The 25,123-nt window shown below is 61.4% G+C and carries 18 protein-coding genes, 2 tRNA genes and 2 pseudogenes; 6 read left to right on the plus strand and 16 right to left on the minus strand.

Annotation, left to right across the window (positions count from 1 at the left end; all coding sequences use genetic code 11):
* Positions 1 to 36: 36 nt before the first annotated feature.
* Positions 37 to 783: a 23S rRNA (guanosine(2251)-2'-O)-methyltransferase RlmB gene (gene rlmB, locus ACIPZH_RS16420; protein ID WP_012316466.1), complete on the minus strand. Its 747-nt coding sequence runs from the start codon at positions 781 to 783 to the stop codon at positions 37 to 39.
* Complete coding sequence (gene rnr, locus ACIPZH_RS16425; RefSeq protein ID WP_241806237.1) at positions 780 to 3,368, minus strand: ribonuclease R; 2,589 nt, start codon at positions 3,366 to 3,368, stop codon at positions 780 to 782. The genes rlmB and rnr overlap by 4 nt, the downstream gene beginning before the upstream one ends.
* Positions 3,369 to 3,639: 271 nt before the next feature.
* Here rnr and ACIPZH_RS16430 point away from each other — a divergent pair.
* From ACIPZH_RS16430 to ACIPZH_RS16450, 5 genes and pseudogenes are all read left to right on the plus strand, one after another.
* A tRNA-Leu gene (locus ACIPZH_RS16430) sits at positions 3,640 to 3,726 on the plus strand.
* A gap of 86 nt (positions 3,727 to 3,812) precedes the next feature.
* Positions 3,813 to 3,899: transfer RNA gene (locus tag ACIPZH_RS16435), tRNA-Leu, on the plus strand.
* A 183-nt stretch (positions 3,900 to 4,082) separates the two neighbouring features.
* Positions 4,083 to 5,096, plus strand: coding sequence for an extracellular solute-binding protein (locus ACIPZH_RS16440; protein ID WP_241806238.1), 1,014 nt, complete (start codon positions 4,083 to 4,085; stop codon positions 5,094 to 5,096).
* Positions 5,096 to 6,661 carry an ABC transporter permease gene (locus tag ACIPZH_RS16445; protein WP_400636912.1) on the plus strand — a complete coding sequence of 522 codons (1,566 nt, stop codon included), beginning with the start codon at positions 5,096 to 5,098 and terminating at the stop codon, positions 6,659 to 6,661. The genes ACIPZH_RS16440 and ACIPZH_RS16445 overlap by 1 nt, the downstream gene beginning before the upstream one ends.
* A 925-nt stretch (positions 6,662 to 7,586) precedes the next feature.
* Positions 7,587 to 7,940: pseudogene (locus tag ACIPZH_RS16450) on the plus strand (ABC transporter permease subunit); the annotation flags it as partial.
* 67 nt (positions 7,941 to 8,007) lie between these two features.
* Here the strand turns inward: ACIPZH_RS16450 and ACIPZH_RS16455 are convergent.
* The 14 genes and pseudogenes from ACIPZH_RS16455 to ACIPZH_RS16520 form a co-directional block, all read right to left on the minus strand.
* Positions 8,008 to 8,376, minus strand: a complete 369-nt coding sequence (locus tag ACIPZH_RS16455; RefSeq protein WP_400636914.1) for a hypothetical protein — start codon at positions 8,374 to 8,376, stop codon at positions 8,008 to 8,010.
* 1,206 nt (positions 8,377 to 9,582) lie between these two features.
* Positions 9,583 to 10,467, minus strand: a complete 885-nt coding sequence (locus tag ACIPZH_RS16460; RefSeq protein ID WP_372490513.1) for a methyl-accepting chemotaxis protein — start codon at positions 10,465 to 10,467, stop codon at positions 9,583 to 9,585.
* 21 nt (positions 10,468 to 10,488) lie between these two features.
* Positions 10,489 to 11,181, minus strand: a pseudogene (locus ACIPZH_RS16465) (methyl-accepting chemotaxis protein); the annotation flags it as partial.
* A 524-nt stretch (positions 11,182 to 11,705) separates the two neighbouring features.
* Positions 11,706 to 12,998 (minus strand): adenylosuccinate synthase, encoded by a 1,293-nt coding sequence (locus ACIPZH_RS16470; protein WP_241806242.1) that lies wholly within the window; start codon positions 12,996 to 12,998, stop codon positions 11,706 to 11,708.
* Positions 12,999 to 13,054: 56 nt separating this feature from the next.
* On the minus strand, positions 13,055 to 14,242 hold the full coding sequence (locus tag ACIPZH_RS16475) for an ATP phosphoribosyltransferase regulatory subunit (protein WP_241806243.1): 1,188 nt from the start codon (positions 14,240 to 14,242) through the stop codon (positions 13,055 to 13,057).
* A gap of 290 nt (positions 14,243 to 14,532) precedes the next feature.
* Positions 14,533 to 15,402 carry a protease modulator HflC gene (hflC, locus tag ACIPZH_RS16480; protein WP_241806244.1) on the minus strand — a complete coding sequence of 290 codons (870 nt, stop codon included), beginning with the start codon at positions 15,400 to 15,402 and terminating at the stop codon, positions 14,533 to 14,535.
* Positions 15,402 to 16,583, minus strand: a complete 1,182-nt coding sequence (gene hflK, locus ACIPZH_RS16485; protein WP_267819101.1) for an FtsH protease activity modulator HflK — start codon at positions 16,581 to 16,583, stop codon at positions 15,402 to 15,404. Before hflK ends, hflC begins: the two co-directional genes overlap by 1 nt.
* Positions 16,584 to 16,679: 96 nt before the next feature.
* Entirely contained in the window at positions 16,680 to 17,981 is a 1,302-nt protein-coding gene (gene hflX, locus ACIPZH_RS16490) for a ribosome rescue GTPase HflX (RefSeq protein ID WP_267819103.1), read from the minus strand.
* 12 nt (positions 17,982 to 17,993) lie between these two features.
* Complete coding sequence (hfq, locus tag ACIPZH_RS16495) at positions 17,994 to 18,254, minus strand: RNA chaperone Hfq (RefSeq protein ID WP_003258160.1); 261 nt, start codon at positions 18,252 to 18,254, stop codon at positions 17,994 to 17,996.
* 94 nt (positions 18,255 to 18,348) lie between these two features.
* Positions 18,349 to 19,320 (minus strand): tRNA (adenosine(37)-N6)-dimethylallyltransferase MiaA, encoded by a 972-nt coding sequence (miaA, locus tag ACIPZH_RS16500; protein ID WP_241806247.1) that lies wholly within the window; start codon positions 19,318 to 19,320, stop codon positions 18,349 to 18,351.
* Between the two features lies 1 nt (position 19,321).
* Positions 19,322 to 21,223, minus strand: coding sequence for a DNA mismatch repair endonuclease MutL (mutL, locus tag ACIPZH_RS16505; protein WP_400629738.1), 1,902 nt, complete (start codon positions 21,221 to 21,223; stop codon positions 19,322 to 19,324).
* Entirely contained in the window at positions 21,220 to 22,653 is a 1,434-nt protein-coding gene (locus ACIPZH_RS16510; protein ID WP_400629736.1) for an N-acetylmuramoyl-L-alanine amidase, read from the minus strand. The genes mutL and ACIPZH_RS16510 overlap by 4 nt, the downstream gene beginning before the upstream one ends.
* An 11-nt stretch (positions 22,654 to 22,664) precedes the next feature.
* Positions 22,665 to 23,138, minus strand: coding sequence for a tRNA (adenosine(37)-N6)-threonylcarbamoyltransferase complex ATPase subunit type 1 TsaE (gene tsaE / locus ACIPZH_RS16515; protein ID WP_400636916.1), 474 nt, complete (start codon positions 23,136 to 23,138; stop codon positions 22,665 to 22,667).
* The gene (locus ACIPZH_RS16520; RefSeq protein ID WP_400629732.1) at positions 23,126 to 23,986 is read right to left on the minus strand and encodes an NAD(P)H-hydrate dehydratase; all 861 of its coding nucleotides are present in this window, start codon (positions 23,984 to 23,986) and stop codon (positions 23,126 to 23,128) included. The genes tsaE and ACIPZH_RS16520 overlap by 13 nt, the downstream gene beginning before the upstream one ends.
* Positions 23,987 to 24,051: 65 nt before the next feature.
* Here ACIPZH_RS16520 and queG point away from each other — a divergent pair, with 65 nt between their 5' ends.
* Positions 24,052 to 25,116, plus strand: coding sequence for a tRNA epoxyqueuosine(34) reductase QueG (gene queG / locus ACIPZH_RS16525; RefSeq protein WP_400636918.1), 1,065 nt, complete (start codon positions 24,052 to 24,054; stop codon positions 25,114 to 25,116).
* Positions 25,117 to 25,123: the final 7 nt, after the last annotated feature.

Consider the following 25,123-nt stretch of genomic DNA (forward strand, 5'->3'; position numbering starts at 1 on the left):
CCGGCTTGGCGGTGATGGCGCCTTACAGGCGCAAGATCAGCGTTTGGCCTGACGCTGGCGCACTGCCTCGAACAGGCAAACGCCCGTAGCCACCGAGACGTTCAGGCTGCTGACGCTGCCCGACATTGGCAACTTGACCAGAAAATCGCAGTGCTCACGGGTCAGGCGGCGCATGCCCTTGCCTTCGGCGCCCATGATCATCACCAGCGGGCCGGTCAGGTCCTGCTGATAGATCTCTTGCTCGGCCTCACCGGCCGTACCCACCACCCACAGGCCACGCTGCTGAAGTTTCTCCAGGGTGCGCGCCAGGTTGGTCACGGCCACCAGCGGAATCACTTCCGCTGCGCCGCAGGCCACTTTGCGCACCACCGGCGTCAGCGTCGCAGATTTGTCCTTGGGCACCACCACTGCCGTAGCCCCGGCAGCATCGGCGGTGCGCAGGCAGGCGCCAAGGTTGTGCGGATCGGTGACACCGTCCAGCACCAGGATCAGCGGTGGCGTTTCGGTGCGCTCGAGCAACTCCTCGAGCATCAACTCGCCCCACACCTGGCTTGGGCTGACCTCGGCAACCACGCCCTGGTGGACACCCTCGACCCAGGCATCCAGCTCACGGCGCTCGGCCTGGCCGACTTGCACACGGTTTTCTGCGGCCAATGCCAGCAACGCCTGGATGCGAGGCTCACTGCGCCCTTCCGACAGCCAGATCTGCTTGACCCGCTTCGGGTGGTGCTGCAGCAGCGCTTGCACGGCATGCACGCCGTAGATTTTTTCCAGCTGACTCATGACTTGTTCTTGCTCTTGCGCGGCGCACCGGACTTCGGTGGGCCTTTACGGTGCTTGGTGGGCTTGCCGGAGGGCTTGCCGCCTTTGTCCGACTTGCTGCCAGCGTGGCCGCCAGTGCGCGCGTCGGTCATCAGCGCCTTCTTCATTTCGCGGCTTTTGCGCACTTCGGCGTTACGCTGCACGGCGTCTTTCGGGAAATAAGCCTCGGCGGCCTCGCTCTTGCGGCTGCGCGGTTTCGGGGTAGCCCGGGCCTCCACCGCCGGCTGCTGCTCGGCTTTTTCTGCAGCGCCTGCAACCGGTGCAGCACCACGGTTCTTGCGGCCAATCGGCGCGGCGAGCTGCTGCTCGGACACTTCGAAGTCGATCTTGCGCTCATCAAGATCAACGCGCATGACCTTGACCTCGATGGTGTCGCCCAGACGGAAGCTGCGCCCGGTACGTTCACCCGACAAGCGGTGATGCACGGGGTCGAAGTGGTAGTAGTCACCCGGCAGCGCACTGACGTGCACCAGGCCTTCGACGTAGATATCGGTCAGTTCGACAAACAGCCCGAAACCGGTAACCGCGGTGATCACGCCTGGGAAGGTCTCGCCCACGCGGTCCTTCATGAATTCGCACTTGAGCCAGTTGACCACGTCACGGGTGGCTTCGTCGGCACGGCGCTCGGTCATGGAGCACTGCTCGCCGAGCTGGTCGAGCGTGTTCACGTCGTACGGATAGATACGCGCCTTGGGAATGCTCATGGCGCCGGCACGCTTGACGTGCGGAGTATCGACCTTGGAACGGATGACGCTGCGGATGGCGCGGTGCACCAGCAGGTCCGGGTAGCGACGGATCGGCGAGGTAAAGTGCGTGTACGCCTCGTAGTTCAACCCGAAGTGGCCGTTGTTGTCGGTGCTGTACACCGCCTGGCTCAGCGAACGCAGCATCACCGTCTGGATCAGGTGGAAATCCGGGCGCCCGGCGATGCTTGCAAGCAGTGCCTGGTAGTCCTTGGGCGAAGGGTCTTTGCCTTTGTGCAGGCTAAGGCCCAGCTCGCCCAGGAAGGCACGCAGCTTTTCAAGGCGCTCCGGTGGCGGGCCATCGTGCACGCGGTACAGCGCCGGCACGCCATGCTTGTTGAGGAACTCGGCCGTGGCGACGTTGGCCGCCAGCATGCATTCTTCGATCAGCTTGTGGGCATCGTTGCGCACGGTCGGGCGGATTTCCGCGATCTTGCGCTCCTCACCGAAGATGATGCGGGTTTCCTGAGTTTCGAAATCAATGGCGCCGCGGGCGTGACGGGCATCCAGCAGCACCTTGTACAGGTTGTACAGGTTCTTCAGGTCTGGCAGGACTTCCTTGTACTCCTCGCGCAGCGCCTTGCCCTCACGGGTGCGGGCATGCTCGAGCATGCTGCTGACCTTGTTGTAGGTCAGGCGGGCATGGGAGTGGATCACCCCTTCGTAGAACTGGTAGTCGACCATCTGGCCGGCCTTGTTCATGGTCATTTCGCAGACCATGGCCAGACGATCGACGTGCGGGTTCAGCGAGCACAATCCGTTGGACAGCTCCTCGGGAAGCATCGGTACAACGCGCTCAGGGAAGTACACCGAGTTGCCACGCTGCTGCGCCTCGACATCCAGGGCAGAGCCCAGACGCACGTAGCTGGACACGTCAGCGATGGCCACATAGAGGCGCCAGCCACCGGAGAACAGCCGCAGCTTGCCAAGCGGCTCACAATAAACAGCGTCGTCGAAGTCGCGGGCATCCTCGCCGTCGATGGTGACGAAGGGCAAGTGGCGCAGGTCGATGCGCTTTTCCTTGTCCTTCTCTTCGACTTCGGAGCGGAACTTGCGCGCCTCTTTGATCACATCCTGGGGCCAGACGTGCGGGATGTCATAGCTGCGCAGGGCGACATCGATTTCCATGCCCGGCGCCATGTAGTTGCCGATCACTTCGACCACATCGCCTTGGGGCTGGAACCGCGGGGTTGGCCAGTGGGTGATCTTGATTTCGACGAACTGGCCGATCTTGGCACCACCGTTACGGCCCGCGGTCACCAGCACTTCCTGCTGGATCTTGGGGTTGTCCGGCGTCACATAGCCGATACCGCCTTCTTCGAAATAGCGGCCGACCACGCTTTCGTGGCCGCGGGAAATGACCTCTACCAGCACACCTTCACGCCGACCACGACGGTCGAGCCCCGAGACACGCGCCAAGGCACGGTCGCCATCGAATACCAGGCGCATTTGCGACGGGCTGAGGAACAGGTCGTCGCTGCCATCGTCAGGGATGAGGAAACCGAAACCATCGCGGTGGCCGGAGATCCGGCCGCAGATCAGGTCCAGTTTGTCGACCGGGGCGTAGGTGCCGCGCCGGGTATAGATAAGTTGGCCGTCACGCTCCATGGCGCGCAGGCGGCGGCGCAGGGCTTCGATCTGGTCTTCTTCGTAAAGACCGAACTCGGCCGCCAGCTCCTCGCGCGCGGCCGGTTCGCCACGGTCGGCAAGGCGCTGCAGGATCAGCTCACGGCTGGGGATAGGGTTGTCGTATTTTTCCGCTTCGCGAGCGGCCTCGGGATCGAGGGATTGCCAATCGGCCATCAGAAGGGGTTCACCTTGGGGTATATAGATATGAATTCTGGCATAGGCCTATTGAAACCGGAAATGTCGGGCTTGGACAGCCCCAGCAGCATGTCCGCAGTGCGGCAATAGGCGTGTGGAATCAACAGGTTGAATTTTTGAAATTTTTTTTGATCAGGGGCTTTACAGCCCTTGGGAGCGTCCGTATAGTGCGCACCACAACGACGGACAACCCCGAAGTTGTAGTAGAGATGAACGGCGCTGTAAAGCATCTTTTTTATCTCGAATGTGTGCCCAGGTGGCGGAATTGGTAGACGCGCTGGTTTCAGGTATCAGTGACCGCAAGGTCGTGGAAGTTCGAGTCTTCTCCTGGGCACCAAGTATTTCAAGTAACAGATGACCAAGGATCTGTTACTACTGTGTGAAGCGAACGATAGTCGCCTTCATCAGATGATGTAAAGCTTTGCCCAGGTGGCGGAATTGGTAGACGCGCTGGTTTCAGGTATCAGTGACTTAACGGTCGTGGAAGTTCGAGTCTTCTCCTGGGCACCATACAAAAACCCACTAGCTTGCTAGTGGGTTTTTTCTTGCCTGCGATTTTGTTTCAGCCCTCCCCTGCATGGCGAACCATCCGACGATGGGCTGACCATGAATTTCTCGTCACACGGCCACTTGAGAAACGATTTCGTTTACCATTGTTTCCAAATATGTAGCCGTAAGCGAGGAAGTACCCGCATGACGATCCGTCCGCAACCGCTGATGCGCACCTTGGCCGCCGCTGTTCTTAGCCTGGTGGTGGGCGCCCCGGCCGCCATGGCAGACGAGCCGGTCACACTGACCATGTACAACGGTCAGCACAAGGAAATCGGCGAAGCTATCGCCAAGGCCTATGAGGCCAAGACCGGCATCCATATCAATATTCGCAAAGGCAGCAGCAACCAGCTCGCCAGCCAGATCATCGAGGAAGGCGACCGCTCGCCGGCCGACATCATCTATACCGAAGAATCGCCGCCGCTGAACAACCTGGGCGAGCTGGGTTTGCTGGCGAAGATCGATGACGCCACGCTGAACATGCTGCCCAAAGAATACGTTGCCGCCAACGGTTCCTGGATGGGCGTGACCGCGCGTACCCGCGTGGTGGTGTTCAACCCGAAGAAGATCGACGAGAAAGACCTGCCGACCACGGTAATGGATTTTGCCAACCCCGAGTGGGACGGCAAGGTCGGTTTCGTACCGACCAGCGGTGCCTTCCAGGAACAGGCTGTTGCCATCCTCAAGATGCACGGCCGTGAAGCCACCGAAGAATGGCTTACCGGCCTGAAAGCCTTCGGCAAGACCTACACCAACAATATGGTCGCCCTGAAAGCCGTGGAAAAAGGCGAAGTCGCCGCCGTGCTGGTGAACAACTACTACTGGTACGCCCTGGAGCGTGAGCGCGGCAAACTGGACTCCAAGCTGTACTACCTGGCCGACGGTGACGCCGGCAACCTGGTGACTATCTCCGGCGCCGCTGCGGTCAAGGCCAGCAAGCACCCGAAGGAAGCCCAGGCGCTGCTCAACTGGATGGCCAGCGAAGAAGGTCAGCGCGTGATCACTCAGACCACTGCTGAATACCCGCTGCACAAAGGCATGGTGTCCGACCGTGGCCTGAAGCCGTTCGAAGACCTGCGCCCGCCGAAAATCTCGCCGGCCGACCTGGGCAATGCCGAGGAAGCGCTGGAGCTTGAACGTGAGGTCGGCCTGCTCTGATGACCGCCGCCCTGTCCGAGCCGGTGCCGGTACGCTTCGTACCGCGCCGCAAGCGCCCCTCCATCTGGGTGGTGCTGCCTGTACTGTTTCTGGTTGCAATGAGCTTGCTGCCATTGCTGTACGTCGCGATGAAAGCCTGGGAAGCCGGCTGGCGCGAAGCCTTGCACCTGCTCTGGCGCCCATTCGTCTGGGGCCTGATGCGCAACACCCTGATGCTGATGGTCGGGGTGACGGTGGCGTGCATGGTGGTTGGCCTGGCGCTGGCGTGGCTGCTCGAACGCAGCAATCTGCCAGGCCGTCGCCTGTGGGGCGTAGTGCTGTGCCTGCCATTCGCCGTACCATCGTTCGTCAGCAGCTTTACCTGGGTGTCGCTGAGCTCGGACTTCGAGGGGCTGGGCGGGGCCATTCTGGTCATGGCCCTGTCCAAGTACCCACTTATATTCCTGCCGGTGGCTGCCACACTGCGCAACCTCGACACTTCGCTTGAAGAGTCGGCGCGCACGCTGGGCTGCAGCCGCTGGGGCGTGTTCACCAAGGTCACCCTGCCGCTGCTGTGGCCGTCGATGCTCGGCGGCGCATTGCTGATTGCCCTGCACATGCTGGTGGAGTTCGGCGCCTTGTCGATCCTGGGCCTGCAGACCTTCACCACGGCGATCTATCAACAGTTCGAACTGGAGTTCAGCAACGCAAACGCCGCCATGCTCTCGGCAGTGCTGCTGGCGCTGTGCCTGGCGATGCTCTGGCTGGAGCTGAAAGTGCGCGGCAAGGCGCGCCACGTGCGCATCGGCCAAGGTGTGGCACGCCGTGCGCAGCCGATGCGCCTGGGCCGATGGATGCCCCTGGCGCAGCTGTTCTGCGTGGCGCTGGCGATACTGGGTAGCGGGATTCCGCTGGCCATGCTCGGCTACTGGCTGAGCGTGGGTTCGTCGGCGGCGTTCCCGGTCGCGGCGATCAGCAAGGCGCTGCTCACCTCACTGTCAGTATCGCTGGGTGGCGCAGGTTTCTGTGTGCTGCTGGCGCTGCCGGTGAGTTTCCTGGTGGTGCGCTACAAAGGCCGCCTGGCGATCTGGGCTGAGCGTCTGCCCTACCTGCTGCACGCCCTGCCCGGCCTGGTGATTGCACTGACGCTGGTGGTGTTCGCCCTGCACTACGTGCCGGCGCTGTACCAGACCACTGCGCTTTTGCTGCTGGCTTATGCGTTGCTGTTCCTGCCACTGGCCCAAGCGCCGGTGCGCACCGCCCTGAACAAAGCCTCACCGACACTCGAAGAGGCGGCCCGCACCTTGGGTGCAAGCAGCTTCGCGGCGTTTTGCCGGGTGACCTTGCCGATCATCTTCCCAGCCTTGGCGGCCGCCTTCGCACTGGTATTCCTCGATGCCATGAAGGAACTGACCGCCACCCTGCTGCTCAGCCCCACTGGCATGACCACCCTGGCCACCGAGGTCTGGGCGCATACTGCCAACGTCGAGTTCGCGGCGGCGGCACCCTATGCGGCGCTGTTGATCTTGGTTTCGGGATTGCCGGTATATCTGCTCACGACGCGGATGTATTTGAACAAGGCGTGAGAACCTGTCCAGGCTGCCAAGCAGCCTGGACCGTGACTAGGCGCTGTACAAAAGAAGCTGTCATCAAGACAAGCGGCAAACGCTCACCGCGGCCTGCGCAAGTCACCTTCTGAACTCGCAGCGAACATGCTGGAAACGAAAGTATCAAAGGCCTAATCAGTACTCACTCATACAGACAAAAATTAAAAATGAGATGAGCATAAGATTCCATAGCACAACCAATATACACCGCATCGCCACCGGAAACCTATCTACCTCCCTTGAGTCAACCAGCCCTCTATTAATGAATATCTTTGGCATAGTCAGCACTATCGAGACCGTGCAGATCCGCATGACACGCCCGATCAAGCCCGCCCGCGAATACAGGTTTTTATTCCCCATCACAAAACTAGAGTTGGAAAGCATAGACTCTATAAACTCTAGATAACGATACGATAAATACACCAACACCAAGAGGGATAGTACCGCTAAAACAAAACAGCTCAATACAACTAGATCCACCACAGTGATTGCCATGGATTTACACTACGCCAAAATATGTCAGCAAAATATTCCCCGCCTTGTCCATCTTTGTCTCCACCAATCCTGGCACCTACAGTCCCACCCAATACAGCAAAGCTTATGCATTGCTCCCTCCAGTAGAAATACCCAAGACCGGCGTACACACCACTATAGCAATAGCACCTCCAAAGGCTCCCCCTACGGTGCTGCCGCCAATGCCATGCGCGACAGGTCGCGCAGGCTGGCGGCCAGTCCGTCCCGCCTTAGCGCGGCAGTTGCGTCGGGGTCGGCACCGGCATCACGCAGGGCCATGGCGCCGATTTCGACTCAGGTCCGCTGCGCCACTTCGCCCGCCTCATGGACACTGCCCTGCACTAGGTGTCAGCGCTCTAAAAAACTACCGCGCTGCTAATGCGGGCCTCCGCTGCTGTTCTTACCACTGGCTCAGGCGCCTGTGCGTACCGCACTAAACAAGGCCTCCCCGACCCTCGAAGAAGCAGCCCGTACCTTGGGCGCCAGCGGTTTCGCGACGTTCTGCCGAGTGACCTTGCCGACCATCGGCCAGACTCTAACGACGGCGTTCGCCAAGGTGTTTCTTGATGCCATGAAATAGCTTACCGCCACCCTGCTACTTAGCCCGACTGGCATGACCACCCTGGCCACCGAGCTCTGGGCGCATACCGCCAACGTCGAATTAGCGGCGGCGGCACCCTATGCGGCATTGCTGATTTTGGTTTCGGGCTTGCCGGTTTATCTGCTGACTACGCGATGTATTTGAATAAGGCTTCAGAACGACTCCAGGCTGGCGAGCAGCCTTGGTTTTCGAACGACACACAGGAGCCTCCCTAGTACTCTATCCAAACAAAAAACAGAACAATCAGTGCAATCAGCAATATTTGCATATTCCACAAGAGCACTAACAGCCTGTGCAAATCGACGGGAACCTTACTAACGTCATCGCTATCTAATAAACTCTTTCGGACGCTAAAATATTTCATAGATAGCATTGCAGAAATCGAACCTAACCGCATGACTTTCCCGAGCAACCCAGCATGAGAATAAATTTTTCTATTCACAGCCACCATTCGACTATTTGATAAGATTGATTCGATACGATCCAAATATCGATACACTAAAAAAACCCACACACCAAACATCAAAAACGGAGAAATGATCACAGCCACACCGAGCACCGCCAGGTGCAAGTTACTCATCGCACTGCCTCATACAACCCCCCTCCTCTTCTCCAGCGATATTTGCAATATTACGCATGCGGAATTTGCCATTCCATCGGTGGGAATACCTACAGCAACAAATGCTATTGCCTCCATACGCCCCGACATATCGACCAATCGCCCACTCCCAAGCCCGCAACTAGCGAACTCCTCTCGACGCACTCAGCCTTTCTACCAAGCGATTTGGGAAAACAGCCTGAGCACTTGAGGCTACATCATTGGCTCACGTCAAAACGCTTATTATCCAATTGAAAGCAAAGAACAAGATCGTCGACAATACGAGCCCCAGCCACGATGGTAGTAGGATTTTTTTAATAGGCTTTGGGAAGCTCTCTACATCCGAAACGTCTGCCATACCTTTTCGAATGAACAACCCCGGAATCATAAGCATGTTTGCCGCCAGGCAGGTCCGCATCACCTTGCCAACAAGTCCGGCCGATGAAAAGTTGTCCTTATTACTCTGAATATAACTGCATTTAGACAAGGCCGCTTCAATATCCTTTACATAACGACAAGCCAAATAAACCATCATGCACACGCTGCCCCCCATACAAGCTATTAGGATAGACGCGATCACTGTCATTGCTACGGAACTCACTCTCGCACACTCTCATAAATCACCTCCCCCAGACCGCCCATCCATTCACCACCGTAATCCCCTCCATACTTCCCACCCACGGCCGCCCCAATTACGACGCATGTTACCCCTCCAAATCCTGCTGAGGGAATTCCACCCCCCACACAGAGCTTAGCAACGCGCCTCCCACGAGCCCACCACCGGCACTACCAGAAATCCTACCGGCCAGGGCGCTGGTCTCGACATATCTGGCTTAATGAGCCACCACCCAAGTGGGACTCTATGCAGCTGATCAACCTCCACTAGCGTCTTTTTGACGGACTCCGGGTGTTTGCTCCGCAGGCTTGAGGAACTGCGCGGTCGCGGTGGGAGCCGGCTTGCCGGCGATGGGCTGCGCAGCAGCCCCCATAGCCGAGCTGTGATAGCCCGAGCGCGCTCGACGGGGCCAGCGAGCATCTGCGGCCGCTTTGCGGCCCATCGCCGGCAAGCCGGCTCCCACTTGGATTGCGGCAACTTTTAGAAGTTGAGCCAGACAGTTGCTCCCAGGGGGCGCACAGCCTTTCGAATTTTGAGCAAGACAGCTTCTCCTCAAGCCTTGATTCGCATGATCAGGCGCGGAATTGCCCCAGGCTCGCACGCAACTGCGCCGCCAAGTCATCCAGCACCTTGCTGCTCGCTGTGGTTTGCATCACCACTTCTGCCGAACGTTCTGCCTGAGCATGGATATTCTCAACCCGCCCACGCACCGCCTGCGCACCATGCGCTTGCTGCTCAGCGGCCCGCGTGGCCAGCCCGATTGCGGCATGCACCTGCTCCACTGCCGCCTGCACCGACTGCTGCCGGCGCTCGTTCTCGCGCAGCACCGACAGGCCTTCACTGGCCTTCAGACCTGCCTGGCCGATGGTTGCCACCGCCTCCTTGGCGCCCTTCTGCAGCGCTGCGATATGGGCCTGAATATCACCGGTCGAGCTTTGCGTCTTGCTCGCCAGTGCCCGCACCTCGTCGGCCACCACGGCGAAGCCGCGCCCGGTTTCGCCGGCACGCGCGGCCTCGATGGCGGCGTTGAGCGCCAAAAGGTTGGTCTGTTCGGCGATACCGTGAATCACGGTCAGCACCACCTCGATTTGCTCGCTCTGCCTGGCCAGCCGTTCGATCACCTGCGAGCCGGTTTCGACTTGGCCTGCCAGGTTCTCGATCATGCCGGCCAATTGGGTTGACGCGCGGCTGTTCTCATCGGTCGCTTGCCGGATGTCGACCACCTGCTGCAGCGCCGCCTGCATGGCGTGGCTTTCAGCCTGGGCCTCATCGGCCATGCTCGACAGGTCGCGCAGGCTGGCGGCCACTTCGTCGCGTTGCAGTGCTGCGGCAGCATCGGCGCCAGCATTGCGCTGGGTCATGCTGCCGATCTCGACCCCCGTACGCTGTGCCACCTCGCCGGCCTCGCGGACAATCGGCTGCAACTTGTCGACGAAGCGGTTGACCGCTGAGGCCATGTCACCAATCTCGTCGCGACTGTCGAGGTTGACGCGCTTGGTCAGGTCACCTTCACCTGCAGCCAAATCGTTGAGTGCGGTGATCAGCAGGCGCAGCTTGCTGAGCACCCGACGGCCTAGCACCAAGGCCACTACCAGCAAAACACCCACCCCTACCACCACAAGACCCAGCCCGATGCGCCAACGCAGCTCTGCGGCAGCGTGGCGCACGGTTTGTGCGGTATTGGCCTGCATCGCCGTAGCACTGCCCTGTGCGGTTTCCAGGCGCTCGCGCAGGGCCTTGCCGCTGTCCGCTGCGGCGGCACCGAGGCTGTCACCCACCAACTGCTCTCCACTGGTGATCAAGGCAGCGAAGCGCTGGTCCAGGGCTTTGAGCTCCTGATCGACACCGGCAGTGGATACCCCCATCAGTACCTTGCCGATTTCCGCGCCGTTGGGGCTGATCGAGGCTTCGACGAAGTACACCGAAGGGTCGCGGCGAGCGGCATCCAGTACCTTGTCCAAGGCCCGCTCACCCTGGCCCTTTTCCATCAAGGCCTGGTTGATCGGGTTCTGTCGATTCAGGTAGCGGGTCAGGTGCTGACCCTGGGCGTCGTCATAAATCACGAACAGGACGTTGGGGTTGCGCTGGGCCCGACGCGCGAAGTCTGAAAGCACCGGCACATCGTTGTCCCAGATAGCCCGCGGGGCGACCGATGCCAGCAGTTGGGCCATGTCGTTGGCCGAGTCCTTGAGGTTTTTTTCCAGTGTTGCGCGCAGTTGCTGCTGCTCGGTTTGCAGCCGCTCGGACAGCCCGGCACTCAGGCGCTGTCGCGTACTGCTGGAAAGGCTGTCGAGGCCGGCGCGTACGTCCTGCCCAGCTTGCTCAAGCTCGCTGGCAAGCTTACGGCTATCGCTGCCCAGGCGCTCGCCCAAGTCGGCCTCAAGGGCAGTGACAGTGCTTCGGGTCAGCGCAACGGCGACCAGCACCTGCACCAAAAGGGCGATACCAAGGGCAACAAACACAGGCCGCAAGAGGCGGCTTCGTAACAGTGAGAGGATGGCAGACACGGTAAAACCCTCGTGCTTTCTGGCGCCATTATTTTGATGGCATCTACAGCAACTTCTTACAGCAAGGGTTGTGCCGGGCACAGCAGGGATAAACGCCAAGGTTGAGCAGCGGTGCTATTAGCACCAAGCAGATGCAAAAACGCCGCGCTCTCTTTCAAGAGCGCGGCGTCAGATCAGCCTGTGGCAGATCAGGCGAACGGATGACGCAGCACGATGGTCTCGTTGCGGTCCGGGCCGGTGGAGATGATATCGATCGGCGCGCCAACCAGCTCCTCGATGCGCTTGATGTAAGCGCGAGCAGCTTCTGGCAGGGCTTCCAGAGACTTGGCGCCCACGGTCGACTCGCTCCAGCCTGGCATCGTTTCATACACCGGCTCCAGGCCGATGTAGCTGTCAGCGTCGGACGGGGCATCGTTAACGGCGCCGTTTGCGTCCTTGTAGCCAACACAGATGTTGATGGTTTCCATGCCGTCCAGTACGTCCAGCTTGGTCAGGCAGATACCCGAGATGCTGTTGACGTCGATGGCGCGACGCAGGATGACGGCATCGAACCAGCCGCAACGACGGGCACGGCCAGTGGTCGAGCCAAACTCGTGACCACGCTTGGCCAGGCCGGCACCGGTTTCGTCGAACAGTTCGGTCGGGAACGGACCGGAACCCACGCGCGTGGTGTAGGCCTTGGTGATACCCAGGATGTAGTCCAGGTACATCGGGCCAACGCCGGAACCGGTGGAGATACCGCCAGCAGTGGTGTTGGAGCTGGTGACGTACGGGTAGGTACCGTGGTCGATGTCCAGCAGCGAACCCTGGGCGCCTTCGAACATGATGTCCTTGCCGGCACGACGCAGGTTGTGCAGCTCGGCGGTCACGTCGAGCATCATCGGCTTGAGCAGCTCGGCGTATTCCATGCACTCGTCCAGCGTCTGCTGGAAGTCGATGGCCGGCTCTTTGTAGTAATTGACCAGCTGGAAGTTGTGGTAGTCCAGCAGCTCACCGAGCTTTGCAGCAAAACGCTCACGGTGGAACAGGTCGCCGACGCGCAGGCCGCGACGGGCGACCTTGTCTTCATAGGCTGGGCCGATACCGCGGCCGGTAGTGCCGATCTTGGCTTCGCCACGGGCTTTCTCGCGGGCCTGGTCCAAGGCTACGTGGTACGACAGGATCAGCGGAGCAGCCGGGCTGATGCGCAGGCGCTCACGCACCGGTACGCCCTTCTCTTCCAGCTTGGTGATTTCACGCATCAGGGCATCGGGCGCGACGACCACGCCGTTGCCGATCAGGCACTGCACGCCTTCGCGCAGGATGCCGGACGGGATCAGGTGCAGAACGGTTTTTTCACCGTTGATCACCAGCGTGTGGCCAGCGTTGTGGCCACCCTGGTAGCGCACTACGGCGGCAGCATGTTCGGTCAGCAGATCGACGATCTTGCCTTTGCCCTCATCACCCCACTGGGTGCCCAGGACGACGACATTCTTACCCATTACATTGGTCCTCATTCACGCAAACTTGGTTGCCGGCCTACTGCCGACGCAGAAACTCAATGGGTCAGCGGCAGAACCTGCCAGCGCCCGTCTTGCTGAATCAATTGCCGATCACAATCCGCCTCGAGAGCAGCACTCAACGGCTGGCCAGGCAGAGCCTGAACCACACGCTGGCCCTCGTTGCGCAACTGGCAGACCTGCTGCCAGAGGGCCGCGTCACCACTGTCGGGCATCCAGATGCCGCCAGTTGGCAATACGACCTCCGCTCGCCCCAGTGTGACCAGGGTCTTCAAATCCGTGGAGAAACCAGTGGCCGGGCGGGCCCGGCCGAAATCTGCGCCGATGTCGTCGTAGCGCCCGCCCTGGGCGATCGATTGACCTTCGCCAGGCACGAACACGGCGAACACCACACCGGTGTGGTAGTTGTAGCCACGCAGCTCGCCAAGATCGAAATACAGCGGCAGGTCCGGGTAGCGCGCGGCCAGGCGATCAGCTATCGCCAGCAGGTCATCCAGCGCCGCCAGCACGCTGGCTGGGGCGCGGCCCAGGCGCACACGGGCTTCGGCCAGCACTTCGCGGCCACCGCACAGCTCGACCAGCGCGCGCAGCATGTTGCTCAGGTCTTTCGGCAAGTCGGCAGTCAGTGCCTGCACTTCATCGACCGACTTGCGCTGCAGGGCATCGAACAGCTGCTGTTCGACTGCACCGGACAACCCGGCGGCGCGCGCCAGGCCACGGTAGATGCCGACATGGCCGAGATCCATGTGCACATCCGCGACGTCGGTCAGTTGCAGCGTGGCGAGCATCAGGCTGATGACTTCGACATCACTGGTAGGGCTGGCGTCGCCGTACAACTCGGCACCCAGCTGGATCGGGCTGCGCGAGGTGGACAGGGCACGCGGCTGGGCGTGCAGCACACTGCCGGCATAGCACAGCCGGCTCGGGCCTTCGCGGCGCAGGGTGTGGGCGTCGATGCGCGCCACCTGCGGGGTAAAGTCGGCACGGAAACCCATCAGGCGACCGGACTGCGGGTCGACCACCTTGAAGGTGCGCTGATCCAGGTCCTGGCCGGCGCCGGTAAGCAGCGACTCCAGGTACTCGATATGCGGGGTGACGACCAGTTCGTAGCCCCAACTCTGGAACAGGTCCAACACCTGACGACGCGCGATCTCGATACGCGCAGCCTCAGGTGGCAGTACTTCCTCGATGCCATCTGGCAGTAGCCAGCGGTCTACCGTTGCCATTACGCCATTTCCCCTCTGGTCCGGGCGGCTTGCCTGCAGGCGAGCCGTCAGTAAAGCAGGCATTGGCGCACAGCAGCAGGCAGCACTGATCCCAGCGCCGCCACCGTACCCAATACCCTCGAATTGCCTTGCGAACTGACCAAACCGTCAACTGGCGCTTTGCCAATCAACCTTGCAGACGCAAAAAAGCCGGGAAATTTCCCGGCTGCCTCATCATACACCCCTTTTTAATCAGGATGCACCCCGCCTGGTGTTTTAGCTGCCAGGCGGGGCACTTCCCGATCAGAGCATCAGGGCTTGCTCTTGTCCAGGAAGCGGAAGAACTCGTTCTTCGGATCCAGGACCAGCACATCGCTCTTGCTGGAGAAGCTGTCGCGGTATGCCTGAAGGCTACGGTAGAACGCATAGAAATCGGCGTCCTGGGTGTAGGCCTTGGCATAGATGGCGGCCGACTGGGCATCACCATCACCACGGGTTTCTTCCGCCTCACGATAGGCTTCGGCCAGCAGCACGCGGCGCTGACGGTCGGCATCGGCACGGATACCCTCTGCCAGCTCGTTACCCTTGGCACGATGCTCGCGGGCTTCCCGCTCACGCTCGGTGCTCATACGGTCGAACACGCTGCGGTTGACTTCCTTCGGCAGGTCGATGGCCTTGACGCGCACATCGACCACCTCGATACCCAGCTCCTTGCTGGCCATGCGGTTCAGCGATGCGGTGATATCAGCCATCAGCGCATCGCGCTCACCGGACACCACTTCGTGCAGGGTACGTTTACCGAACTGGTCACGCAGGCCGCTTTCCAGACGACGAGACAGACGCTCATCGGCGATCTGCTTGAGACCGGAAGTCGCGGTATAGAAACGCTCGGCATCCTGAACACGCCACTTGGCGTAGGCGTCGACCATCACCGCTTTCTTCTCCAGGGTCAGGAACCGCTGGGTCGGGGCGTCGAGGGTCATCAGGCGGGCGTCGAACCTGCGCACCTGGTTCACATAAGGAATCTTCACATGCAAGCCAGGCTGGACATCCGCCTGGACCACACGGCCGAATTGCAGCAGTACCGCACGTTCGGTCTGGGCCACGATGTAGAAGCTGTTCCAGGCCACGACAGCCAGCACCACAGCTGCGATCAGGGCGATCAGCGATTTATTGCTCATCAGCGGCTCTCCCTAGTGCGCATCTGCTGCTGTTGCTGTTGCAGGTCCTGCGCCGCACGTGCGGCCGCATCATTGGCCGATGGCGACACACTGGTAGCCGGCGCGGACTTGTTGCGACCGCTTTCGACCATCTTGTCCAGCGGCAGATAGAGCAGGTTGTTCTGCCCATCCTTGGTTGCCACCATGACTTTGCTCGTGTTGCTGTAGACCTCTTGCATGGTCTCCAGGTACAGACGCTGACGGGTTACGTCAGGTGCCTTGCGGTACTCGGCGAGCAGCTTGGTAAAGCGGTCAGCCTCACCCTTGGCGCGGGCGATGACTTCGTCGCGGTAACCGTTGGCGTCCTCGATGATGCGTTGCGCCTGACCACGGGCTTCCGGCACCACGCCATTGGCGTAGGATTCGGCCTGGTTACGGGCACGCTGTTCGTCTTCACGGGCACGGATCACGTCGTCGAAGGCTTCCTGCACTTCACGCGGGGCTGCCGCGCTCTGGACGTTGACCTGGGTGACGGTGATACCGGTACGGTAGTTGTCGAGGAAGCGCTGCAGGCGTTCGCGGATATCCACGGCCATCTGCTCACGACCCTCGGTCAACACCTGGTCCATCGAGGTGGAGCCCACCACGTGGCGCAGGGCGCTTTCGGTGGCATGCTGCAGGCTCACCTCGGGCTGGTCGACGTTGAGCACGAAGTCCTGCAGGTTGGTGATCTTGTACTGGACGGTCAGTGGCACCTCGACGATGTTCTCGTCTTCGGTGAGCATCTGGCCCTGCTTGGTGTAGGCACGCTCACGCGTGACGTTTTCCATGTACTTGCGATCGATCGGCGGGAAGTAGATGTTCAGGCCGGGACCGACCGTTTCATAGTACTTGCCGAAGCGCAGCACAACGGCCTGCTCCTGCTCGTCGACCACATACACGGCGCTGTACAGCCAGATGGCAGCCAGTACCGCCAGGCCGATGCCCAGCAGGCCGTAGCCGCCACCCTTGCCGACATTGCGGTCACCGCCGCCACGTTTCTTGCCGCTGCCGAACATGCCGTTAAGGCTGTCCTGCAGTTTGCGGAAGGCCTCGTCCAGATCCGGCGGGCCTTTTTTATCGCCACCGCCGCCACCACCACCGCGGCGACCGCCCCAGGGATCCTGATTGTTCGAGTTGCCACCCGGCTCGTTCCAAGCCATAGCGCTCTCCATCTGATAAAGCAAAGACGCGCCCACGGCGCGCCGTCCAATGCTACAGAATGCCTGCCACTGCTGCCCGACGACCTCGACGGGCATTTATTGCAAAGTGTGTTGCTCGACAAACACTTGCGGCTCCATGCCTTCGCGGCTGACCAGGCGATTCAACTCGACCCTGGGCAATCGCACACTCAGCAGGCTGCGCCCTTCTTCGTCATGCTCTTCACTCTGCACCGCACCCAAGGCAAAGAATTGCGCGCGCAAGCGGGCAAAACGCTGCTCCAGGCACAGGGTACCGACAAAAAGATCATCCCCCAGCAATTCGGCAATGGCCTGACCAACCAGGTCCAGGCCACGACCATCTCGAGCCGATACCCAGACCCGCTCCGGCTTGCCATCTGCATTGCGCTGGATCTGCGGCTCGACATCTTCAAGCAGGTCGAGTTTGTTATAGACCTCGAGTATCGGCAAGCCTTCGGCACCGATCTCGCCCAATACTGCCAGCACCTGCTCGATCTGCTCCATGCGCTCTGGCTCATGGGCATCGATCACATGCAGCAGCAAGTCGGAGTTGCTCGACTCTTCGAGCGTAGCCCGAAATGCCTCGACCAGCTTGTGCGGAAGGTGACGAATGAAGCCAACGGTGTCAGCCAGCACGATTGGCCCAAGGTCGTCGAGCTGGAGCCGGCGCAGGGTCGGGTCGAGGGTGGCGAACAATTGGTCGGCAGCGTACACATCGGATTCGGTCAGGGCGTTGAACAGCGTGGACTTGCCAGCGTTGGTGTAGCCCACCAGCGATACCGACGGAATATCCGCGCGCCGACGGCCCCGGCGAGCCTGCTCACGCTGGCTGCGAACCTTTTCCAGGCGTGACTTGATCTGGCGCAGGCGCACCCGCAGCAGACGCCGATCGGTTTCCAGCTGGGTTTCACCCGGGCCGCGCATACCGATACCACCCTTCTGACGCTCAAGGTGGGTCCAGCCGCGCACCAGCCGCGTGCTCATGTGCTCGAGCTGGGCCAGTTCGACCTGCAGCTTGCCTTCATGGGTACGCGCCCGTTGGGCGAAGATGTCGAGAATAAGCCCGGTACGGTCAAGCACGCGACACTCGAAGACGCGTTCGAGGTTACGTTCCTGGCTGGGCGTGAGGGTGTGATTGAAAATCACCAGATCTACCTGTTCGGCTTTGACCAGGTCGCGCAGTTCCTCGACCTTGCCGCTGCCAATCAGGTATTTGGCGGTAGGCTGATGCCTTGCCACTGTGACCAGCGAGACGATGTCGGCTCCGGCCGACAATGCCAGTTCCTGAAACTCCTGCGGGTCTTCGCGCGCCTCAGGGTTCTGACCTTCCAAGTGAACGAGCAGCGCCCGCTCACCACCACCGTGGCGCTCAAAGAACAATGCAGGCTCCTATCAGGCGTTGCCTGGTTCGCTGTCGCCGTGTTCGGAATCGGACGGGCTTGGCAGGCGAACCGGACGGGCTGGAACCACGGTCGAAATCGCGTGCTTGTAGACCATCTGGCTGACGGTGTTTTTCAACAGCACCACGAATTGGTCGAACGATTCGATCGAGCCCTGCAGCTTGATCCCATTGACCAGATAGATCGAAACCGGGACCTTTTCTTTTCTCAAGGTGTTCAAGTAAGGGTCTTGTAGCGAATGCCCTTTTGACATATGCCGCACTCCTGTAAGGATAAATAGTAGAAAATCAGAAAAATCGATAAGTTAGGCCGCCCCTTCGCAAGAATAGACGGCAATCAGCAGGGACTCAGCTCAATATGGAGATGGCCCCAAGGTATTTCAAGGTGCGGGACAGATTGTCGCAGGCCAGGCTGTCGAGCCAGTGCACGTCGGACCAACCGCGCAACCAGGTGAACTGCCGCTTGGCCAGCTGGCGAGTAGCAATGATACCGCGTTCTCGCATCTCATTCTCAGTCAGCTTGCCGTCGAGGTAGTCCCAGACCTGCCGATACCCCACTGCCCGTATAGACGGCAGCCCGGCGTGCAAGTCACTTCTGGCTCGCAGCGATCGGACCTCGTCGACGAAGCCCTGTTCCAGCATCTGCGAAAATCGTAACGCAATTCGCTGATGCAAAATGTGACGATCTGTGGGAGCAATCGCCAAACTCGCGACAGTATAGGGCAAATGCCCACCAGCGCATGCGTCTGCGCCGCTACTTTCCGCGAATTGACGCTGGCGATGGGCTGTCATGCTCTCGCCACTCACCTGGTAGACCTCCAGCGCACGGATCAGGCGCTGAGGGTCGTTGGGGTGGATGCGTGCGGCGGACTCAGGGTCCACTTCGGCGAGCTGGCGATGCAGCTCGGCCGAACCCAGCGCCTGCGCCTGGGCCTCAAGCGCGGCTCGCACCCCGGCATCGGCGGGCGGCATGTCCGCCAGGCCATCGATCAATGCCTTGTAATAGAGCATGGTGCCGCCTACCAACAGCGGGACCTTGCCTCGCGCGGTGATCTCGGCCATGGCCTGAAGGGCATCGGTGCGAAACTGCGCAGCCGAGTAACTCTCGGCAGGGTCGCGTATATCGATAAGACGATGTGGATGAGCAGCCAAAACCTCTTTTGAGGGTTTGGCGCTGCCGATGTCCATGCCGCGATAGACCAGCGCCGAGTCGACGCTGATCAGCTCGCAGGGCAAGACCTTGGTCAGCTCGATGGCAAGGTCGGTCTTGCCGGCCGCCGTCGGGCCCATGAGGAATATTGCTGGGGGCTTGCCGCTCATGTCATCGACCGCGCAGGAAAAGTTTGTCCAGGTCGTCCAGGCCCATTTGGGTCCAGGTCGGCCGGCCATGGTTGCACTGGCCGCTACGCTCGGTGTTTTCCATGTCACGCAGCAGGGCGTTCATCTCAGCAATCGCCAAGCGCCGGTTGGCACGCACGGCACCGTGGCAGGCCATGGTACCGAGCAGTTCGTTCAGGTGCGCCTGAATGCGGTCGCTGGTGCCGTACTCCATAAGGTCGGCAAGCACATCCTGCACCAGGCGGTTGGCCTCGGCCTGCTTGAGCAGCGCAGGAATCTGGCGGATCGCCAGTGTCTCGGGGCCCAGGCGCTGCAACTCGAAGCCCAGACGCTGGAACCACTGGGCATGCTCCTCGGCGCAATCGGCCTCGCGCTGGCTAAGCGCCAGCGACTCGGGCACCAGCAGCGGCTGGCCACTCAACCCCTCGCTGGCCATCGCCACCTTGAGCCGCTCGTACATGATCCGCTCGTGGGCTGCGTGCATGTCCACCAGGACCAGGCCGGCAGCGTTCTCGGCGAGGATGTAGATGCCTTTGAGCTGAGCCAGGGCATAGCCTAATGGCGGGATGTCGCCCTGGCTCTGCGGCAACGACGCAGGCGCAGCGGCGTCATCGTTCAGTGGCTTGTAGAACTCGCGGTAGACCGCCTGGGCCTCGGCAGCGGGCAACGGCTGCGATGGGCGGGGGCTGTACTGATACTGGTAACCGGCGCCACTGCCGCCGTTGGAAATCGAATGCTGGGGCACCTGGGGCTGCTCGAGCACAGGCGAGGCCAGGCGCATCTCGCCTTGCGGGCCGAATTCGCCCGCCTGTTGCCCCGTCGGGCGGACGACCTCGGCAGCGGCGGCCGGCGCCGAGGCCAGATGGTCTTCCGGGCGCACATCGGCCAAGGCACGGTGCAGCGTGCCATAGAGAAAGTCGTGAACCGAACGCCCCTCACGGAAACGCACTTCGTGCTTGGTTGGGTGCACGTTGACGTCGACGCCGTTGGGCTCAAGCTCAAGGAACAGCACGAACGTCGGGTGACGACCATTGAACAGGACGTCACGGTAAGCCTGACGCACCGCATGGGCTACCAGCTTGTCGCGCACCGCACGGCCGTTGACGAAGAAATACTGGAGGTCTGCCTGGCTGCGCGAGAACGTCGGCAGGCCGACCCAGCCCCACAGGCGCAGGCCGTTACGCTCGACATCGATCGGCAGCGCCTGCTCCATGAAGCCCCCGCCACAAATGGCGCCGACTCGCCGCGCACGGGCCGTTTCATCATGCGCTTCATGCAGGCTGAGGATGCTCTTGCCGTTGTGCCGCAGGTGGAAGGCCACATCGAAGCGGGCCAGGGCCAGGCGCCGGATGACTTCCTGCAGGTGGTCGAATTCGGTCTTCTCGGCCTTGAGAAACTTGCGACGGGCCGGGGTATTGAAGAACAGGTCTCGTACTTCCACCGAGGTGCCGACAGGATGCGCAGCAGGCTGCACTCGCGGGGTCATGTCGCGACCTTCGGTCTCGACCTGCCAGGCTTCGCTCGCATTGGCAGTGCGCGAGGTGAGCGTCAGGCGCGCCACCGAGCTGATCGAGGCCAGCGCCTCGCCACGGAAGCCCAGGCTCAGCACCCCTTCAAGGTCTTCCAGCTCGCGGATCTTGCTGGTGGCATGCCGGGCCAGGGCCAATGGCAGGTCGTCGGCAGAAATACCGCTGCCGTCGTCACGTACCCGCAACAGTTTGACGCCGCCCTGCTCCACCTCGACATCGATGCGTCGGGCGCCGGAATCGAGACTGTTCTCCAACAACTCCTTGGCCACAGAAGCCGGGCGCTCGACCACCTCACCTGCGGCAATCTGGTTGGCCAGCCGCGGGCTTAGCAGCTGGATGCGTGAACCGCCGCTCATTGCTGCGAAGCCAGGGTCGTTGAGGGAATATTGAGGTGCTGGCCGACCTTCAGCTCATCACTCTTGAGGCTATTGGTATTGCGCAGGCTAGCCACGCTGACCTGGTAGCGCACGGCGAGCATCGCCAGGGTCTCACCTGGGCGCACCGTGTGTTCACGCGGCCCTTGGGCGATCTTGCCGCTGTCGCGCATCCAGGCAATGTAAGTGCCAGGCGGCGGGTTCTGCTGGAAATACTGGCGCACACCGGTGTGGATCGACCGGGCCAACGCCTGCTGATGGCTACGCGTGGCCAGCTTGGCAGCTTCATTATTGTTGGAGATGAACCCGGTTTCGACCAGTATCGATGGAATATCCGGCGACTTCAGTACCATGAAGCCCGCTTGCTCCACACGCCGCTTGTGCAGCGAGGTGATACGCCCCATGTTGCCCAGCACTTTTTGCCCGACGTTGAGGCTGGAACTGAGCGTTGCGGTCATCGACAGGTCGAGCAGCACACCTGCGAGCATGCGATCTTTGTCGTCCAGGCTGACGTTACCCGCGCCACCGATGAGGTCGGAGCGGTTTTCTGTGTCGGCCAGCCAGCGGGCGGTCTCGGATGTGGCGCCACGGTCGGACAGGGCGAATACCGAGGCGCCGAAGGCGGCCCGCGACGGAGCAGCGTCGGCGTGGATCGAAATGAACAGGTCGGCGCCTTTCTTGCGGGCAATCTCGGTACGTTTGCGCAGCGGAATGAAGTAGTCACCAGTACGGGTCAGCTCGGCACGGTAGCCCTTCTCGGTATTGATCTGACGCTGCAGTTCCTTGGCGATCTGCAGCACGATGTCTTTCTCATGCTGACCACGCGACCCCGAAGCCCCCGGGTCCTCACCGCCATGACCCGCGTCGATGGCGATTACGATGTCACGCTTGCCGCTGGGTACAGGTGGCAGTTTGATCGCGGGCTGGGCCGGGCTTACCGGTACCGCTGGCGTGGTCGCCGGGGTTTGCACAGGCGCAGGCGGTGCCGCAGGCGCCGAGGCGGCGATGGCATCGGCTTCCTGGTCGTACAGGTCGACGACCAGGCGGTTGCCGTACTGGGCGTTGGGTGCCAGGGTGAAGCTTTTGGGCGTGACCGACTTTTTCAGGTCGACCACCACGCGCAGATCGTTAGGCGTACGTTGGGCGGAGCGCACGTTGCTGATGGGTGTATTGGAGGTGGACACGTTCAACGGCGCCGCCAGTGTCGCGCCATTGATATCGATGACCAGGCGATCGGGTGCGCTGAGGGTGAAGACGCTATGCTGCACGGGGCCAGACAGGTCGAAGACCAGCCGCGTGTTGTCCGGTGCGCGCCACAGGCGCATGCTCTTGACTTGAGTGACGGCCATAGCGTCGACGGTCACCGCTGTCAGCAGCAGCCCAACTACAGCGACCAGTGCGCGTATGCGCATACCTACCCCACTTACTGTTTATAGTGTTTGGCCAGCGCAGTGCACCAGGCCTCGCCGCGAGCCCCCTGCGGCGAAAGGATCAGCGAGCGTCCGCCCGCTTGGGGGCTTATGGTAATGGTCAGGTCAGGCTTTGGCAAAACGCCCGCACCCTTTTCTGGCCATTCGAACAGGCACAGCGGATCTCCCTCGAAGTAGTCGCGAATGCCCATGAACTCCAGCTCTTCCGGATCGGCCAGGCGATACAGGTCGAAATGGAAGGCCCGTACGTCACCAATCTCGTAAGGCTCGACCACGGTGAAGGTCGGGCTTTTCACTGCACCAGTATGGCCCAAGCCGCGAATAAGGCCACGGGACAGCGTCGTCTTGCCCGCACCCAGGTTCCCCTCGAGAAAGATGATGCCGCGACCGCCGGTCACCTGGGCCAGTGATGCACCGAATGTGACGGTGGCCTCTTCATCGGCCAGAAACAGGGTTATGCCAGACACGCAGAATGCTCCTCCAACAACTCACGAATGACCGGCGCCAGATCACTGGCCGCCAGGCCTCTACCTTTCACACCCAAACGCTCGCCGGCACAGGCGTGCAGCCACACCCCAAGACCTGCGGCGCACCAGGCATCCAGCCCTTGAGCCAACAACGCCGCCAGCACACCGGTGAGCACGTCACCCAAGCCTGCCCCCGCCATCGCCGGATGCCCGCGCTGGCACAGGGCCAACTGCCCCGATGGGTCCGCCACCAGTGTACCGGCGCCCTTGAGCACGCAAACACTGGCATAACGGCGCGCCAGCTTGCGCGCCGCGCCCGCCCGGTCGGCCTGCACCGCCTCGGTTGAAATGCCCAGCAGACGCGCAGCCTCCCCCGGGTGCGGGGTGAGGATGCTGCCACTGGGTAATGCCAGGGGCGTGCGCGCCAGCAAGTTGAGCGCATCGGCATCCCACACTTGCGGCCGCTCGGCATTGGCGACAGCCGACAGCAGGCTGCGCCCCCAGGCGGCCTGGCCCAGCCCCGGGCCGATCACCAGCACCGAAGCGCGCTCCAGCACGTCCATCAGCTGGTTAGCCGAGCTCACGCCCAGGCACATGGCTTCTGGTACACGGGCAAGGGCTGGGGCAACGTGCTCGGGCCGCGTTGCCACACTTACCAGCCCAGCGCCGCAGCGCAGTGAGGCTTCGGCGCTCAGCAGCACTGCGCCACCGGTACCGAGGTCGCCGCCCACCACCAGTACGTGGCCGAAGTCACCTTTATGGGCGTGCGGATGCCTGGCGGGCAGACGCGGGACGGTCACGCTGCTGAGCAGGAGTGGGGCATGGCTTGGGTGTTTGGTCTGCGGCATGGGGTCAAAGGCTCCAATGTCTGGCAGAATTATACGCACCTGAGCCCGTATTGCCTTGCCCATCCATGTCCGCTTGCACACTTGACCTCGCCGCCCTGGCCCAATCGATCAAAAATTGGGGCCGAGAACTCGGTTTTGCCCACGTCGGCATCGCCGGTGTGGACCTTGGCGAGCACGAACAGCACCTGCAGCGCTGGCTCGACGCAGGTTACCAGGGCGAGATGGAATACCTGGCCGCCCACGATGGCAAACGCGCCCACCCCGACCAGCTGATCCCTGGCACCGTACGGGTGGTTTCGCTGCGCATGGACTACCTGCCCGGCGATACACAGATGGCGCAACGCCTGGCCCAGCCGGAAAAAGCCTACGTCTCGCGCTATGCCCTTGGCCGCGACTACCACAAGCTGGTGCGCAAACGCGTGCAGCACCTGGCCGATCGCATCCAGGAAGACATCGGCCCGTTCGGCTACCGGGCATTCGTCGACAGTGCTCCGGTGCTGGAAAAGGCCATTGCCGAACAGGCGGGGCTGGGCTGGATCGGCAAGAACACCCTGCTGCTCAACCGCAAGGCAGGTAGCTACTTCTTCTTGGCCGAACTTTTCGTCGACCTGCCGCTGCCGGTAGACGAGGCGCATGCCAGCGAGCATTGCGGGCGCTGCCAGGCGTGCCTGGACATCTGCCCGACCAAGGCCTTTGTCGGGCCCTATGTGCTGGATGCCAGGCGCTGCATTTCCTACCTGACCATCGAATTGAAAGGCGCCATTCCTGTGGAGCTGCGCGCGATGATGGGCAATCGGGTGTTCGGTTGCGATGACTGCCAGATCGTCTGCCCGTGGAATCGTTTTGCACGCCCCACCCAGGAAAACGACTTCCAGCCCAGGCATGGCCTGGAGAATGCCGAGCTGGCCGAGATGTTCATGTGGGATGAAAAGACATTTTTACGCAAGACCGAAGGCGGGCCGCTGCGGCGCGCCGGGTATGAGCGCTGGCTACGCAACCTGGCAGTGGGGCTGGGCAATGCGCCTTCGACGATTCCGGTACTGGAAGCCTTGAAGGCCCGCCGGGAAGACCCTTCGCAACTGGTGCGTGAACATGTGGAGTGGGCGCTGGCGCGGCATGGCATTAGGTAGCCGGGGG

This window comes from Pseudomonas sp. NPDC089758 (assembly GCF_044748705.1).
GTDB lineage: Bacteria > Pseudomonadota > Gammaproteobacteria > Pseudomonadales > Pseudomonadaceae > Aquipseudomonas > Aquipseudomonas putida_X.

What these genes read in the sequence shown, in the direction of transcription:
- rlmB (WP_012316466.1), bottom strand. Translation starts at nt 783, where the DNA reads ATGAGTCAGCTGGAAAAAATCTACGGCGTGCATGCCGTGCAAGCGCTG.
- rnr (WP_241806237.1), bottom strand. Translation starts at nt 3,368, where the DNA reads ATGGCCGATTGGCAATCCCTCGATCCCGAGGCCGCTCGCGAAGCGGAA.
- ACIPZH_RS16440 (WP_241806238.1), top strand. Translation starts at nt 4,083, where the DNA reads ATGACGATCCGTCCGCAACCGCTGATGCGCACCTTGGCCGCCGCTGTT.
- ACIPZH_RS16445 (WP_400636912.1), top strand. Translation starts at nt 5,096, where the DNA reads ATGACCGCCGCCCTGTCCGAGCCGGTGCCGGTACGCTTCGTACCGCGC.
- ACIPZH_RS16455 (WP_400636914.1), bottom strand. Translation starts at nt 8,376, where the DNA reads ATGAGTAACTTGCACCTGGCGGTGCTCGGTGTGGCTGTGATCATTTCT.
- ACIPZH_RS16460 (WP_372490513.1), bottom strand. Translation starts at nt 10,467, where the DNA reads ATGGCCTCAGCGGTCAACCGCTTCGTCGACAAGTTGCAGCCGATTGTC.
- ACIPZH_RS16470 (WP_241806242.1), bottom strand. Translation starts at nt 12,998, where the DNA reads ATGGGTAAGAATGTCGTCGTCCTGGGCACCCAGTGGGGTGATGAGGGC.
- ACIPZH_RS16475 (WP_241806243.1), bottom strand. Translation starts at nt 14,242, where the DNA reads ATGGCAACGGTAGACCGCTGGCTACTGCCAGATGGCATCGAGGAAGTA.
- hflC (WP_241806244.1), bottom strand. Translation starts at nt 15,402, where the DNA reads ATGAGCAATAAATCGCTGATCGCCCTGATCGCAGCTGTGGTGCTGGCT.
- hflK (WP_267819101.1), bottom strand. Translation starts at nt 16,583, where the DNA reads ATGGCTTGGAACGAGCCGGGTGGCAACTCGAACAATCAGGATCCCTGG.
- hfq (WP_003258160.1), bottom strand. Translation starts at nt 18,254, where the DNA reads ATGTCAAAAGGGCATTCGCTACAAGACCCTTACTTGAACACCTTGAGA.
- miaA (WP_241806247.1), bottom strand. Translation starts at nt 19,320, where the DNA reads ATGAGCGGCAAGCCCCCAGCAATATTCCTCATGGGCCCGACGGCGGCC.
- mutL (WP_400629738.1), bottom strand. Translation starts at nt 21,223, where the DNA reads ATGAGCGGCGGTTCACGCATCCAGCTGCTAAGCCCGCGGCTGGCCAAC.
- ACIPZH_RS16510 (WP_400629736.1), bottom strand. Translation starts at nt 22,653, where the DNA reads ATGCGCATACGCGCACTGGTCGCTGTAGTTGGGCTGCTGCTGACAGCG.
- ACIPZH_RS16520 (WP_400629732.1), bottom strand. Translation starts at nt 23,986, where the DNA reads ATGCCGCAGACCAAACACCCAAGCCATGCCCCACTCCTGCTCAGCAGC.
- queG (WP_400636918.1), top strand. Translation starts at nt 24,052, where the DNA reads ATGTCCGCTTGCACACTTGACCTCGCCGCCCTGGCCCAATCGATCAAA.